Source organism: Paraburkholderia phytofirmans PsJN (genome assembly GCF_000020125.1).
Taxonomy (GTDB): Bacteria; Pseudomonadota; Gammaproteobacteria; order Burkholderiales; family Burkholderiaceae; genus Paraburkholderia; species Paraburkholderia phytofirmans.
Genome location: NC_010676.1, coordinates 1,832,005 through 1,846,018, shown reverse-complemented (window position 1 = coordinate 1,846,018; position 14,014 = coordinate 1,832,005). Strand labels below are relative to the sequence as shown.

The 14,014-nt window shown below is 59.4% G+C and carries 14 protein-coding genes; 11 read left to right on the top strand and 3 right to left on the bottom strand.

Going from position 1 to position 14,014, the window contains the following annotated elements:
- Positions 1-164 precede the first annotated feature (164 nt).
- From BPHYT_RS27995 to dhaK, 11 genes are all read left to right on the top strand, one after another.
- Positions 165-1,037 (top strand): hypothetical protein, encoded by an 873-nt coding sequence (locus BPHYT_RS27995; protein ID WP_012427496.1) that lies wholly within the window; start codon positions 165-167, stop codon positions 1,035-1,037.
- A 218-nt stretch (positions 1,038-1,255) separates the two neighbouring features.
- Complete coding sequence (locus BPHYT_RS27990) at positions 1,256-1,567, top strand: DUF4148 domain-containing protein (protein ID WP_012427495.1); 312 nt, start codon at positions 1,256-1,258, stop codon at positions 1,565-1,567.
- A 473-nt stretch (positions 1,568-2,040) separates the two neighbouring features.
- Positions 2,041-3,045, top strand: a complete 1,005-nt coding sequence (locus tag BPHYT_RS27985; RefSeq protein WP_041759700.1) for a LacI family DNA-binding transcriptional regulator — start codon at positions 2,041-2,043, stop codon at positions 3,043-3,045.
- A gap of 114 nt (positions 3,046-3,159) precedes the next feature.
- Positions 3,160-4,491: an ABC transporter substrate-binding protein gene (locus BPHYT_RS27980; RefSeq protein WP_012427493.1), complete on the top strand. Its 1,332-nt coding sequence runs from the start codon at positions 3,160-3,162 to the stop codon at positions 4,489-4,491.
- A gap of 67 nt (positions 4,492-4,558) precedes the next feature.
- Positions 4,559-5,515 (top strand): carbohydrate ABC transporter permease, encoded by a 957-nt coding sequence (locus BPHYT_RS27975; protein WP_012427492.1) that lies wholly within the window; start codon positions 4,559-4,561, stop codon positions 5,513-5,515.
- On the top strand, positions 5,512-6,465 hold the full coding sequence (locus BPHYT_RS27970; RefSeq protein WP_012427491.1) for a carbohydrate ABC transporter permease: 954 nt from the start codon (positions 5,512-5,514) through the stop codon (positions 6,463-6,465). Before BPHYT_RS27975 ends, BPHYT_RS27970 begins: the two co-directional genes overlap by 4 nt.
- Entirely contained in the window at positions 6,462-6,656 is a 195-nt protein-coding gene (locus tag BPHYT_RS27965) for a hypothetical protein (RefSeq protein ID WP_012427490.1), read from the top strand. Before BPHYT_RS27970 ends, BPHYT_RS27965 begins: the two co-directional genes overlap by 4 nt.
- Before the next feature lie 4 nt (positions 6,657-6,660).
- A complete protein-coding gene (locus tag BPHYT_RS27960; RefSeq protein WP_012427489.1) occupies positions 6,661-7,764 on the top strand; it encodes an ABC transporter ATP-binding protein in 1,104 nt (367 codons plus the stop codon).
- Entirely contained in the window at positions 7,757-8,794 is a 1,038-nt protein-coding gene (locus BPHYT_RS27955; protein WP_012427488.1) for an ABC transporter ATP-binding protein, read from the top strand. Before BPHYT_RS27960 ends, BPHYT_RS27955 begins: the two co-directional genes overlap by 8 nt.
- Positions 8,791-9,423, top strand: coding sequence for a dihydroxyacetone kinase subunit DhaL (gene dhaL, locus BPHYT_RS27950; protein WP_012427487.1), 633 nt, complete (start codon positions 8,791-8,793; stop codon positions 9,421-9,423). The genes BPHYT_RS27955 and dhaL overlap by 4 nt, the downstream gene beginning before the upstream one ends.
- Before the next feature lie 14 nt (positions 9,424-9,437).
- The gene (dhaK, locus tag BPHYT_RS27945) at positions 9,438-10,427 is read left to right on the top strand and encodes a dihydroxyacetone kinase subunit DhaK (RefSeq protein ID WP_012427486.1); all 990 of its coding nucleotides are present in this window, start codon (positions 9,438-9,440) and stop codon (positions 10,425-10,427) included.
- Positions 10,428-10,729: 302 nt separating this feature from the next.
- On the opposite strand, the gene BPHYT_RS27940 is transcribed toward dhaK, so the two are convergent.
- From BPHYT_RS27940 to BPHYT_RS37545, 3 genes are all read right to left on the bottom strand, one after another.
- Positions 10,730-11,581 (bottom strand): siderophore-interacting protein, encoded by an 852-nt coding sequence (locus BPHYT_RS27940; RefSeq protein ID WP_012427485.1) that lies wholly within the window; start codon positions 11,579-11,581, stop codon positions 10,730-10,732.
- 102 nt (positions 11,582-11,683) lie between these two features.
- Positions 11,684-12,547 (bottom strand): PadR family transcriptional regulator, encoded by an 864-nt coding sequence (locus BPHYT_RS27935; protein WP_012427484.1) that lies wholly within the window; start codon positions 12,545-12,547, stop codon positions 11,684-11,686.
- 404 nt (positions 12,548-12,951) lie between these two features.
- Positions 12,952-13,851 carry a LysR family transcriptional regulator gene (locus BPHYT_RS37545; RefSeq protein WP_012427483.1) on the bottom strand — a complete coding sequence of 300 codons (900 nt, stop codon included), beginning with the start codon at positions 13,849-13,851 and terminating at the stop codon, positions 12,952-12,954.
- Positions 13,852-14,014: the final 163 nt, after the last annotated feature.

The window sequence follows — 14,014 nt, the reverse complement described above, 5'->3', positions numbered from 1 at the left end:
CGTCTGGGTGGACGACAGCCCACACACGTCCAGCATGTCTGCCGTCTTATCACACTGGTCACAGCGTACGCCGGATTTGACAATTTCAGGCCATTAGCTACCCTGGAAATGTCTACCTGGCGGCTCATTCCCCCGTGATTGATTGACGCGACTAACTGACCATTATGCATACCATCCAGATTCTGCTTCAAACGACCATCCCGCCTACCGGCGACAACTGGTCGATCGCGCGATTCAGCCGCCTGGCAGAATTGCTGCGGACACATCGAGATTCTGACGGGCGCGTGACGTTCAACGTCGTTGCTCGGGACCGCGAGCAACTGGGGCAGCCAGACTCGATTCTTTCTCGTCTTGATGAAACCGAGTTTGACGAGTTGTGGTTGTTTGCCGTTGACGAAGGGGACGGTTTGACCCCTGAGGACTGCGGAGGAATCACGCGATTCCGACAGGAAGGTCGCGGCCTGTTCGTCACGAGGGATCACATGGATCTGGGCAGTTCGTTGTGCAGCCTGGGCGGGGTGGGCAAGGCGCACCACTTCCACACGCGCAATGTAGACCCTGACCAATCCAGGCGCGTGATCGACGACCCGTTCTCAACCAACATCTCCTGGCCCAATTTTCACTCGGGTGCAAACGGAGACTTTCAGGAAGTCGCGATTGTCGCACCACCCCATCCAGTATTGGCGGACCGAAACTCTCCCACCGGCGCAATCCGGTTCTTGCCGGCACACCCGCACGAGGGCGCCGTCGACGCTCCTGACGATGAACCGGCTCGCGTGATCGCACGAGGTAAAAGCAAAGTAACGGGAAAGAGTTTCAATCTTGCAGTGGCTTTCGAACCCTCGAACCGAGGAGGTCCCGCAGTCGCCGAAAGCACCTTTCACCATTTTGCCGACTACAACTGGGACACGAGACTTGGCTGTCCGAGCTTTGTGAATGAACCTCCTGGCAACGGGATGCAGACCGAGCAGCAAGCCCTGCGGGATACCCACCGCTACTCGGTCAACGTCGCGCTGTGGCTAGCTGGAGCGATGTGAAGCATTTTGCTCACAATGGGACCGGGTCGTTTTGCGACTTCGAAAGTTCGGGCAGCGAGCCGCAGCGCGTCCTCGCTAATCAGGGTTTACCCTAAATATTGGAACAATCCATTCCAGACATCGGGCTTAATCTTAAGCGTCCGCTTACCTATAGTGTTAGTCATGGTTACGGACAAGGTGTTCGTAGCAGGACAAAACAAAGTCTGGAGGTAGTTACCATGAAGTCCCTTATTCAAACTGTTGTCGTTGCCGCAGCTCTTGCTGCCTCGGGTGCCGTGTTCGCCCAATCGAGCCAGCCGGTGACCCGTGCGCAAGTGCGCGCTGAATTGATTCAACTCGAAAAGGCTGGCTATGACCCGGCAGCCCGTAATGATGCGACCTATCCGGCTGAAATCCAGGCTGCTGAAGCCAAAGTTGCTGCGCAGAACGGCGCCGCAAGTGGTTACGGCGGTGTGGTGACTGGTTCGTCGGAAGCAGGCCGCCCGGCAGTGTCGAAGTCGGACTGGAATGCGATGTACAACCATCCCTAATGCGTTGATGCCCGAAAGCCAACAAGACGCAGAACGCATGCAGTCGTTGAGCACTGCCATCTAAGCGCGCAGCACTTCTTTCGCGCCCGTATGTAAGAATTGGCTCGCTATCCCGGCAATGCCCGGCGGCGGGCCAGTTCCGTTTTGAACCTCCCGAGGTGCGGCCGCCGACCGGTAGTCGCATCGTGGCATGTCATTGCCACAACAACGCATAAGAGATCGACCGCGTTCCGCTTGGTGTTCGCCTATTCGATACGAGGCAGTCGAATCGAAAGTTTCTTGTGCAACGCACCGTGCACTGATTTAGGCGATTCATGCATTCACTCATCCAAGCCGAAGCGTGATCGACCAATGCCATCAAGAATGATGCGTTTATTGCGGTAAAAAAACTTGCATTCCCTCCGGAAAAAGCTACCTTGATTTAACAAAAATCTTCTGGCTCGGCACCGGAGAGACACATGCCGGCAACACGTATGATGATTGCGCGCCGTGCGGGCGTTAGCGTCGCCACGGTCGATCGTGTGTTGCGCGACGATCAGGCCGTGCGTCCGGAAACTGCAGATCGTGTCCATCTTGCGCTGGCGGCACTGCGCGACGAACGGGCAAGTCGCGGTCGCCCAGCCAAGATAAGCACGTATCGTGTGGCCTTCGTTTTACCTCAGGTGAACTCGCGTTTCCTCGACCACGTCGAGCGCAATATCGCTCTGTCCGCGAGCTTCTTTCGCGAGCACCGCATCATTCCATCGTTCTACCGCTGTGATTTCACGATTCATCGAGACACCATTGCTTTCGCTGAGCAGGTGATCGACTACGACGCACTCGTGCTTGTGCCGCTCGACTACCCAGCGGTCGAACGCCTTATTGAAGATATGAGCGATGCGGGCGTGCCCGTTGTCACGGTGTTCTCCGATCTGCCCGCAAGTCGCCGCGCTGCATATGTCGGCGTCGATAACCGGATTGCCGGACGCACCGCAGGACTTTTGATGGGTCGCTTTCTCGGCGCGCGACTCGGCACGGTGGCGATTTTATCGGCCTCGTCGCGCCTGCACGATCAACTGGAACGACGCACCGGCTTGTCCCAGGTGCTGGAAGAGGACTTTCGCAATCTGCGCTGGATTGCCGAACCAGACTTTGCCGAAGATGACGATGGCGCAGGTCTTGCCGTGCAGGGCCTCCTTGCACGTTACCAGGATCTGGTCGGGGTTTATGTGACCGGCGGCGGCATCTCAGGCATCGCAACGGCATTGCAGGAATCGGGCGACAAGGGACGCATCGTACTGATCGGGCATGAATGTACCGCGGAGACTCGCACGCAACTGTCCGAGCGCGCGATCGACGTAATCCTCGACCAGGATGTGCGCGGCATCGTTCATTGGGCAGGCCTCGCCGCCATCAATTTTCTTAACGACGTACGTGGCGCGCTCGCCATCCCAACGCCGGAAACCCGGATTTATCTTCGTGAGAATGCGCATGCCTGAAGCTCGCGACACACGGATTTGCGTTTGAATCCGCTGGAGCCGATACACAGCACCCGGCGCATGGGCGCTGTTCCACAGCAGGTTGGAGACCCGAAAAAGACAAGGAGAAGACAAATGTTACGTCTTACGTCAGCAAGGGTAATGGCGGCGGCCACAGTATCGTTGGGACTCGGCATGGCAACAGGTGCGCAAGCCCAGGAAAAGCAGTTGACCTTATGTTGGGCGGCATGGGACCCGGCCAATGCACTCGTCGAACTGTCCAAAGATTTCACGACCAAAACCGGCATCAAGATGAAGTTCGAGTTCGTGCCATGGACGAGTTACGCCGATCGCTTTATCAACGAACTTAATTCGCACGGCAAACTATGTGACCTGATCATTGGGGACAGCCAGTGGATAGGCGGCGCTGCGGTCAACGGGCACTACGTCAAGCTCAACGATTTCTTCGCAAAGAACAAGATATCGATGAACGACTTCGTGCCGGCGACCGTCGTCGGTTATGCGGAGTGGCCAAAGAATACGCCGAACTACTGGGCGTTGCCGGCAATGGCCGACGCAGTCGGCTGGACCTATCGCAAGGATTGGTTCGCGCGCCCTGAGTTACGCGCCGAGTTCAAGCAGAAATATAAACGTGAACTCGAACCGCCAACCACGCTGGACGAACTCAAGCAAACCGCGGAGTTCTTTCAGGGCCGCAAGATCGATGGCAAGACCGTATACGGTGTCTATATCTTTACCGAACGCGGGTCTGAAGGCATCACAATGGGAGTGACCAATGCGCTTTACAACTTCGGCTTCGAATATGAAGACCCGAAGAAACCCTATCACCTGGATGGCTTCGTCAACTCGCCGGGCGCGGTCAAAGGGCTGGAGTATTACAAGGCGCTCTACAAGTGCTGCACAGCGCCCGGCATGACCAACGCGTACATGCAGGAGGGGCTGGATGCCTTCAAGTCTGGCCAGGTGGCGATGCAGATGAACTGGTTTGCATTCTTCCCAGGACTCTATAAAGACCCGAACGTCGGCGGCGACAAAATCGGCTTTTTCGTGAATCCGCGTGAGATCAAACAGTTTACGCAGCTCGGCGGACAGGGCATCTCGGTCGTGTCGTACTCGGACCACAAGGAAGACGCACTTGAATACATCAAGTGGTTTGCGCAACCCGACGTGCAGAAGAAATGGTGGCAGTTAGGCGGCTATTCGGCGGCCAAGTCGGTGGTGGATGCGCCCGACTTTCCGAAGAGTGCACCTTTTGCGCCGGCATTCCTGAAGTCGATGTCGATCGTGAAAGACTTCTGGACTGAACCGGCCTATGCGGAACTGCTGCTCGACATGCAAAAGCGCGTGCATGACTATGTGGTGGCCGACAAGGGCACGGCCAAGGAAGCGCTCGATCTGCTGGTCAAAGACTGGAACAAGGTCTTCAAGGCCGAAGGGAAGAATTAGCGTGCATCCAGGACTGGACCGGCGCTCCCTGCAAGGATGCCGCCGGTCCGCTTAAAGGAGCGAGGGCATGTTGGCAAACAAGCCTTTTTCATCGGCGGGGCTGGAGTCGCGGGCGTCGGCTCGTGCACGCACGCGTCTGGCCGGGTTATCGGACAGAACCATTGCGTGGCTGTTCATCCTTCCAACAGTCCTGCTGCTGCTCGCGATCAACATCTTTCCGTTGATCTGGGCGCTACGTCTGTCGTTCACGAACTTCAAGTCGAATATGCCGAGTGTGCCGGCGCGCTTTGTCGGCATCGACAATTACGTCGACATTCTCACCGACGAAGACATCTGGTACGCGATGCAGGTGACGGCGCGTTTCGTGTTCTGGTCGGTCGGGCTAGAGGTTCTACTGGGTTTCGGCCTCGCGTTGCTGATCAACCGGCAGTTTCGCGGTCATAGTTTCTGGACCACGCTGATCCTGCTGCCGATGATGCTGTCACCGGCAGTCGTGGGCAACTTCTGGACCTTTCTGCTGCAACCGCAAACGGGCCTCTTCAACGATATCGTCGGCTTCTTCACCGGCATTGCGCCCGGCTCATTTCAGATGATCGGCGACGTGTCGCTCGCGCCGTGGACCATCGTGATGGTCGATACGTGGATGTGGACCCCCTATGTGATGCTCATCTGCCTCGCGGGCCTGCGGTCGATTCCCGACTACATCTACGAAGCGGCCGAAGTGGATCGCGCCACACCATGGCGGCAGTTCTGGTCGATCACATTGCCGATGACCTTGCCGTTCCTGATGCTCGCCGTGCTGTTTCGCGGCATCGAGAACTTCAAGATGTTCGACATGGTTAACCTGCTGACTTCCGGTGGTCCGGGTTCGGTCACCGAAACCGTGTCGATCACCTTGAAGCGTGCCGCGTTCGAGAAATGGCAGACGGGCTATTCATCGGCTTTGGCGATCATTCTGTTCGTGACGGTGTTCGGTGCGGCGAACATCTACGTCAAGGCGCTCAACCGGGTGAAACAGCGATGAGACCTACGGCTACCCAACACTCGGTGGTGGCGTCGTCGCCGCGCGGCAAGCGCTTCGCGGCGGCGGTTGTCATCACTTACGCGCTGCTCGCAACCTTGCCGATGGTGTGGATCTTCCTGACGAGTTTCAAGACGCAGGAGGACGCGATTGCCTATCCGCCTGTCGTGCTGTTTCAGCCGTCGATGGAAGGCTATGTGAACCTGTTCACGATTCGTTCGCGGCAGACGCCCGAGTTCATCGCCAGTCTGCCGCCCGCGCGGACCTGGTATGAGCGTGATGTGCGCAAGCGCAACATGGTCATCGCTGGGCCCTCGAAGGTCCTGCCGCGCTTCGCGAATTCGCTCGTGATCGGTTTCGGTTCGACCTTTCTCGCAGTGTTTCTCGGTACGTTGGCGGCTTATGCGTTCTCGCGTTTCAAGGTGCCGCTCGCCGACGACCTGCTTTTCTTCATCCTGTCGACGCGCATGATGCCGCCGATCGCGGTCGCCATCCCGATCTACCTGATGTATCGGGCACTGGGCCTGAGCGACAGCTGTGTCGGCATGATCGTGCTGTATACGGCGGTGAACGTATCGCTGGCGGTATGGCTGCTGAAGGGGTTCATGGACGAGATCCCGCGCGAATACGAGGAGGCGGCGCTCGTCGATGGCTATACGCGCCTGCAGGCCTTCGTCAAGGTGGTGCTGCCGCAGGCGATCACCGGCATTGCCGCGACCGCGATTTTCTGCCTGATCTTCGCGTGGAACGAGTACGCGTTCGCGTCGCTGCTGACAAGCGGCGATGCGCAGACCATGCCGCCGTTCATTCCGTTCATCATCGGCGAAGGCGGGCAGGATTGGCCGGCCGTCGCGGCGGCGACGACGCTTTTCGTGCTGCCTATCCTTATCTTCACTGTGGTGCTGCGCAAACATTTGTTGCGCGGCATCACCTTCGGAGCGGTGCGCAAATGAAACGAGACTTCGTTTTACCGCAAAAACATTATCTGCGCCGTGGCTACAGCGAAGCGGCGTCGACGGCGCTGATTGGTCTCGGCGTGGCGATGCTGGTGCAGCCGTTTTCGCTGACGTTGTTCACGTGGTCGTTTCCGGTCATTCTGGTAGGCGCGCTCGCGTTCGTCGTGACCAGCCATTTCCCGGACTGACACCATGTCCACAATCGTTCTTGCCAACCTTCACAAGCGCTTCGACGACTTCGTCGCGGTGCGCGACACCAGTCTGACGATCGGCGCCGGACGCTTTGTCGTGTTGCTCGGCCCATCGGGTTGCGGCAAGACCACCACGCTGCGGATGATTGCCGGCCTCGAGTTGCCGACCTCCGGCCAGATTTTCATAGACGGTGAGGACGTGACGGCATTGCGCGCGCGTCAGCGCGATATCGCGTTCGTCTTCCAGATGTTCGCGCTATATCCCCACATGACGGTGCGCAATAACATCGCTTTCCCGCTGAAGAACGAGCATGTGTCGCGCAAGGAGATCGCGGCACGAGTGGCTGCGGCCGCGCACATGCTGCGTATCGAGAACATTCTCGATCGCAAGACCGGCGGGCTGTCTGGCGGCGACCGGCAGCGCGTAGCGTTGGGCCGCGCGATCGTGCGGCAGCCGAAGGCGTTTCTGATGGACGAACCACTCGGCACGCTCGATGCGGATTTCCGCGAGCTGATGTGTCTCGAGTTGCGCAAGCTGCATAACGCGCTTGCCGCCACGACCGTCTATGTTACGCACGATCAGAGCGAAGCGATGGCGATGGCCGACGACATCGTCGTGATGAACAAGGGTGAGTTGCTGCAGGCCGGTCCGCCGCAGGAGATCTATCACTTTCCGGCGACGGTGTTCGTCGGCAACTTCATCGGCAGTCCGCCGATGAATTTCCTGCCAGTCGATGGCGGCGTGGACGCGGGGCAAGAAGAAGTCCACCTGCACGGCGCGCAGATCTCTGTGCCGCGCTGCGAAGCCGCTGCGGAGCGCGTTCTGTTGGGCATTCGTCCCGAGCATGTGACGATCAATCAGCACGGCCCGCTGCGCGGCAAGGTCATTGCCGATGAATATCTTGGTTCGCATCAGGTGCTGGTGGTCGAGACCGCGCTGGGCGTGGTGAGGGTGCGGGTGGGAAAAGACGAGGGTTTGCCTGCCGGATCGCCGGTCGGTTTGTCGTTTCGCAAGGAACGCACGTTGTTGTACGACGCGCAGAGCGGCCGGCTGCTGCCGGGCGCCGCTCGCACCGTTCCTGCACAGGGAGAAGCTAATGGCTGAAATCCAGTTGCGCAATGTGTCGAAACGGTTTGGCGATATCGTCGCGGTCGACGATCTTTCTATCGACGTGATGGACGGCGAGTTCGTGGTGCTGCTCGGGCCGAGCGGTGCGGGCAAGACCACGACGCTGCGTCTGATCGCCGGGCTGGAGCGGCCGGACGCGGGCGACGTGCTGATCGACGGTGGCATTGCGACCGGCGTGCATCCGTCCGATCGCGACGTCGCGTTTATCTTCCAGCAATATTCGCTGTATCCGCATCTGACCGTGTTCGGCAACCTGGCGTTTCCGTTGCGCTCGCCAAGAAGGCGCAGCAGCGAGGCGGAGGTGCGTGCCCGCGTTCACGCGGTCGCGGAGATGCTGCACATGGAATCGAAGCTCGACAACATGGCGACGCATCTGTCCGGCGGCGAAATGCAGCGCGTGGCGATAGGGCGCGCGCTCGTGCGGCAACCCAAGGTGTTTCTGATGGACGAGCCGCTGTCGTCGCTCGATGCGAAGCTGCGTGAAGAGTTGCGCATCGAACTCAAGCGCCTGCATCGTGCGATCGGCGCGACGATCATCTACGTCACGCACGATCAGGTCGAAGCCACCACGCTCGCGGATCGCATCGGCATTCTTGACCAGGGGCGTCTCGTGCAACTCGGCACGCCGCGCGAGGTGTATGGCAATCCGGTGTCGCTGAGCGCTGCGCAGCGGCTCGGCTCGCCGCCGATCAACCTGCTGCCACCCACGCTGCTCAATTTGGCTCACATACCGGCGGGAACGACAACTGTCGCTATCCGTCCTGAGGATATCGTGCTGCATGACCCTGATGTGGGCGATGCGCGTGGCGTACAGGACGCACTGAATCTGACGGTGCTCGAATATTCGCCGCTACGCCATCTGCTGATTCTCGATCGCGCGGGAACCGCAGTCGTGGTAACGACCGTGGCGGAGCGCAATTTCTCGCCGGGACAATCGGTCGGTGTGTCGCTGCCGGCGCGCAGCCTTTTATATTTCCGTGCCGACGGCAGGAGAATCCCGACATGAACGGCAAAACGGTCATGGCGTGCATCGACGCTGCCTATGCAGCGTTGAAGGAGCATACCGACGAGATCGCGTCGCTCGACCAGCAGATCGGCGACGGCGATCACATTTTCAATCTGCTGCGCGGCATGGAAGCCCTGCTTGCAGTGCGCGCGGAGATCGAGGCCGAAGCGTTTGGCCCCGCGCTCGACATTGCGGCTTCCAAGGTGCTGTCGACGGTGGGCGGATCGTCCGGGCCTTTATTCTTCTCGTTGCTGAACGGCATGGCAAAAGCGTCCGCGATCAATGCAATGGATGTGGCCGGCTTCGCCCACATCTTCGCGGCGGGCGTCGAGGCCGTCGGGCAACGCGGCAAGACCGGCGTCGGCAGCAAGACTATGATGGACGTGTTGATTCCGGTCGCGAAGCGCTTCGAGGAACTTGCCGCAGAAAGCGCCGCGGCGCGCGTGGTGCTCGACACGCTGCCGCAAATCGCCGAGGAAAACATGCTTGCGACCCGCGACATGTTGGCGACCAAGGGAAGGGCGTCGTTTCTCGGCGAGCGTTCGCGCGGACATATCGATCCCGGCGCGCGCTCCAGCCAGATCATGATTGCTTCGGTATGCGCGCGGCTCGCGCAATACAACGGATAAAGGAGCGGGAGACCGTGAAAAAATTTATCAATCATGTGGACGACTTTCTCGCCGAGAGTCTCGCGGGATTCGCCGCAGCGCATGCCGACCTGGTTGTACTTAATAGCGAACCGGTGTTCGTGCGGCGTAAGAATCTGAAGCCTGGCAAGGTCGCGTTGATATCGGGCGGCGGCTCGGGGCACGAACCGCTCCATTCAGGGTTTGTCGGCCATGGCATGCTCGACGCCGCCTGCCCGGGCCAGATCTTCACGTCACCGACGCCCGACCAGATGATGGCCGCCGCCAAGGCCGTCGATACCGGTGCGGGCGTGCTCTTCATCGTGAAGAACTACTCGGGCGATCTGATGAACTTCGAAATGGCGTCGGAGATGTCCGAGGTGCCGAATGCCATGGTCCTCATCAACGATGACGTCGCGGTAGAGAATTCCAGCTATACGACTGGACGGCGCGGGGTTGCGGGCGCGGTGATCGTCGAGAAGCTGGTGGGCGCTCTGGCTGAAAGCGGGGCGACCCTCGATGAATGCAAGATGTTTGGCGACCGGATCAACAAGCACACGGCTTCGATGGGGGTCGCATTCTCCAGTTGCACGGTGCCGGCAGCTGGCACGCTGACGTTCAAGATCGGCGACGATGAGATCGAAGTCGGCGTGGGCATTCATGGCGAGCCGGGCAGGCGGCGCGCGAAGTTCGCGTCGGCCGATACGATTGCGGGGGAGTTGCTAACGGCTATCGTCGACGATCTCAAACCTCCTGCTGGGGCTAGCTTGCTGGTGCTTGTGAACGGCCTCGGCGGCACGCCGCTTGGTGAGCTTTATCTTCTCTTCAATTCAACGCGCGCCTGGCTTCAAAAGCGGGATCTGAAAATCGTGCGTGTGCAGGTGGGTGCGCTGACCACTTCACTCGAGATGGCAGGTGCTTCGATCACACTCTGCATCCTCGACGAAGAGATGACGAGGCATTGGGACAGCTCGGTGCACACGCCGGCGCTAAGGTGGGGTGTCTAGCAGCAGGGGATGATGTGCCGATGCGAAAGTAAGCGTTTGCGGGTCGACAACGCATCGTCGGGAGAGGGCCTTGTTGAAGCGGCGTCACTGTCCGCCAAGTCCGGCTGTGCGAGAGTTTCATGAGGGCCGAGAGGCGGCGGCCCGATTCCTGGTGAGCGAAAGTCTCGCATTGATCGCAGAGCCGACACTCGCGGTGATGGTCCGACCGGCCGCACCGGGTCGCGTGCTACCGACCGCAGCTTGGCCACGAACCGCGAGATGTGCAAACCGCATCTGACAGCGCCCGCCCATTAACAGCCGTTTCAATCGTCGAGCGTTTCGTGCACCGCCTCGGCGCCCTGTTTCCAGTAGCTGGCCGCGCGAATACGCGATTTAGCGACGCCGCGTTCCGTGCACAGGTGATAGCGCACCGCGCGCATGGTCGCAGATTCGCCGGCTGCCCATACGTAGCCTTCGCCGTCTTCCGGCAGGTAGGTGTCGCGCACCGCCTGTAGCAAGGCTTCGCCGCGCACGCCCGCTTCGCTGCGATAGCGCCATATGAGGTGCAACTCGGCTTGCGTCGTGAATTCGATTCGCGCCGACGGATCGGCCACTTCGATCACTGCCGCGACGCGCGTGCCGGCCGGCAACTCTTCGAGGCGCCGGGCGATGGCGGGCAAAGCGGTATCGTCGCCGATCAGCAGATGCCAGTCGAAACCCTTAGGTATCACGAGCGAACCGCGCGGGCCGCCGATGCCGAGATACTGACCCACTTTGGCTTGCGCCGCCCACGTCGCCGCGGGGCCCGCTTCGTGCATCGCAAACTCGATGTCGAGTTCGCGCGCCTCGCGATCGAAGCGGCGCGGCGTGAAATCGCGCGCGACCGGACGCGGCTGGCCGGCGGGGAACACCGGACCGTCGGGGCCCGCTTCCGGCAGCACCGGTTTGTCCGCGCCGGGTTCGGGGAAGAACACCTTGAGGTGGTCGTCGAACGACGCGGAAACAAAGTCGTGCAGATCTTCGCCCGTGAACGTGACGCGGATCAGATGCGGGGTCAGCGCGCGCACCTGCTTGACTTGCAGCAGACGGAATTTCAGCGGATGGCGTACGCGGTGGACGGCGAGGTCGGTTTGGCTATTGGGTTGGTTCGCGACTTGATGGTCTTTAGTCAGCATGAGGGTGCTTCTCCTGTTCGTTCGATGAGCGAGCGTTCACGCGCGCAAGCGGGTTGTCGGCGCGCATGAGCGCGCCGACAACGGGCGGTGGGCGGTGCGAGCTCAGGCGTCCGGGCCGGCGTTGTCGCCGTTCTTGCTGCTGTCCGGCTCGATTTCGCTTTCGATTTCTTTAGCCGCGCGCAGCAGAATTTCAGCGATGCGGCGCTGTTGCGCCGCCGGCGCGTTGTCACGGCGCAGCAACGCATGCTTCAGCGCGCGGCGCGCTTCGCTCAGCTCGGGCAGCCAGCCGCCTTCGCTGATGTCGGCCGGCTCTTCGCCGGCAAACGCGCGGCGCACCGAATCCATCTTGCGGGCGATATGGCTCAGCTTGGCCAGCATCAATTCGGCGCGGTCGCGGTTGGCGGCCAGATATTCGCGACCGGTTTCCGACAGCTCGTAGCGCTTGCGGTTGCCTTCGAGTTGCACAGTCACGTAGCCGAGTTCTTCCAGATACGTGAGCGCCGGGTAGACCATGCCTGGGCTCGGGCTGTAGAAACCGTTCGAGCGCGTTTCGAGCGCCTTGATCAGCTCGTAGCCGTGGCTGGGCTGCGAGCCGATCATCGAGAGGAGCAGCAGTTGCAGGTCGTCGGAGCTGAATTTGCGGCCGCGCGGAAAACCGTCGCCGTCGCCGCCGAAGCCGCCCGGGCCGCCGCCGAAGCGCCCGCCACGGCCGCCGCCGCGATGCTCGTGATGCCGGCCGATGGCGTGCCACAACGCGTGCAGCGTGAAGCGGTCGTAACCGTGACGGGCTGGGCCGCCGCGGGGGGCGGCACGGAATTCGTCGTGCTCATCACGGCCGCGTTCCCCGCGGCAGTCGTGGTGGTGGGCGAAGGCATGCCAGAAGGCATGGAGCGTGCCGCGTTCGTAGCCGAGGGGGAAACTGTCGTCCGCCGTGTGCGGACGGGAAAAACGGTGGTGATGACGCATCTGGGTACTCCGTTTGTATCTTAAGATGTGTCGTAAGATATATATCTAAAGATAGTTTGTCAAATTCCTTTTTTGCGATGTATCGGGGCACAACAACGTCTGCGGGAACGCAGAGAGCGTCGTTCAGAGACAGCAAAGTCTGCCGGAAGGCGGAAATTTCGTGTGCAGCGCACAATTTTTCGCGCTATTTGGTATCAAAAAACGAACTTGATAGCCTCAGGAGCAGCGGTGCCGTTCAAGGGGAATATTTCTTGAGTGCAAGCGGGCGACTCAATGGTGGAAGTTCAGCAGTTTTCCGTCTCGTGCTGCTGTCCTCACGGCACCCCCAAGGTCGTGTCCAACTCTCGGGGGGCATTTCATTCCTGGGGCGGTTCAGGACGAGTTGCAAAACGGCGTTTCAGACTTCAATCAGATTTAGCTAATAAGCAATCGAGGAAACGTTTCGTCTCGGGATAGTCCGATAAATCTCTATCATTCGAAATGCAAACGTAAAGTTGTCGCTCTGCCCACTCGTCCAGCAGTTTGAGCGCTTTTAGATTATAAAGATTTAGATAGGGAGAGGCGTTTGGTTCCGGAATCACGCCAATTCCTATCCCTTCTTGAATGAGACGGCATCTGGCTTCGTAATTCCCAACTTCAATTTTGACATCGAGCGGACGTGACAAGCTTCGTCCAGCAAACGATGAGAATGCGTCATAGGTGTGCCGTGGAAAGTATCCCACGAAGGGGTACGAATTGGCATGTTCCAGGAAAAGCTCATCAAAACGCGCGAGTGGGTGATCTCGGCGTGTGACAAGGACAATACGGTCCCGCTTGAACGGATAAGATGTTACTCCTGGCGCCGGCGACAATGCGTGATAAATGCCGACGTCTGCTTCATTTTCCGCGACCAACCGCGGAATGTCGTAGCTGTAGCGCTCTTGCAGATCAATGCGAGCGGTAGGAGACTCCGAAAGATATCTCCGCGTTATTGGAGGTATATACGCAATGATTGATGATGGATTTGCGGCTAGCCTGACTTTGGGATTTCCCGCCTTTCCAAATTCAGCGACAACGTCTTGTGCTATTTCTACACGGCGCAAGATTGCTTTTGCATGATGATATAACGACAGACCCGCAGGCGTACCCTGAACGCCACGCGCATGACGGATCAAAAGATCGACTCCGAGCCGGCTCTCGAGGTCAGCGATTCGCTTGCTGGCTCCTGAAGTTACAAGGGCATTCTCTTCTGCCGCCTTGGTCAAGCTCTTTGACTCAATAGCCGAAACAAAGATACGAAGGCTCTGTAGATCAAGATTCATCATATTCGGGCGCGAGACTGTTGATCGGAAGTCGGTTATCGGAGTAGTAGCGCTTTTTTATCGCCATTGAATGGTTTAGCTGCTGAACCAGCACTATAACAATCCGGGACATGGTTCTTGAGACAACGCCCAAGTGAGTCGCTTACAACTCCCTTGGGAGTAGGTT

Bases quoted from the DNA above. Each gene is read 5' to 3' on its own strand.
- BPHYT_RS27980 (WP_012427493.1), top strand. From the start codon at position 3,160: ATGTTACGTCTTACGTCAGCAAGGGTAATGGCGGCGGCCACAGTATCG.
- BPHYT_RS27975 (WP_012427492.1), top strand. From the start codon at position 4,559: ATGTTGGCAAACAAGCCTTTTTCATCGGCGGGGCTGGAGTCGCGGGCG.
- BPHYT_RS37545 (WP_012427483.1), bottom strand. From the start codon at position 13,851: ATGATGAATCTTGATCTACAGAGCCTTCGTATCTTTGTTTCGGCTATT.
- BPHYT_RS27970 (WP_012427491.1), top strand. From the start codon at position 5,512: ATGAGACCTACGGCTACCCAACACTCGGTGGTGGCGTCGTCGCCGCGC.
- BPHYT_RS27960 (WP_012427489.1), top strand. From the start codon at position 6,661: ATGTCCACAATCGTTCTTGCCAACCTTCACAAGCGCTTCGACGACTTC.
- BPHYT_RS27990 (WP_012427495.1), top strand. From the start codon at position 1,256: ATGAAGTCCCTTATTCAAACTGTTGTCGTTGCCGCAGCTCTTGCTGCC.
- BPHYT_RS27985 (WP_041759700.1), top strand. From the start codon at position 2,041: ATGATGATTGCGCGCCGTGCGGGCGTTAGCGTCGCCACGGTCGATCGT.
- BPHYT_RS27940 (WP_012427485.1), bottom strand. From the start codon at position 11,581: ATGCTGACTAAAGACCATCAAGTCGCGAACCAACCCAATAGCCAAACC.
- dhaL (WP_012427487.1), top strand. From the start codon at position 8,791: ATGAACGGCAAAACGGTCATGGCGTGCATCGACGCTGCCTATGCAGCG.
- BPHYT_RS27955 (WP_012427488.1), top strand. From the start codon at position 7,757: ATGGCTGAAATCCAGTTGCGCAATGTGTCGAAACGGTTTGGCGATATC.
- BPHYT_RS27965 (WP_012427490.1), top strand. From the start codon at position 6,462: ATGAAACGAGACTTCGTTTTACCGCAAAAACATTATCTGCGCCGTGGC.
- BPHYT_RS27935 (WP_012427484.1), bottom strand. From the start codon at position 12,547: ATGCGTCATCACCACCGTTTTTCCCGTCCGCACACGGCGGACGACAGT.
- BPHYT_RS27995 (WP_012427496.1), top strand. From the start codon at position 165: ATGCATACCATCCAGATTCTGCTTCAAACGACCATCCCGCCTACCGGC.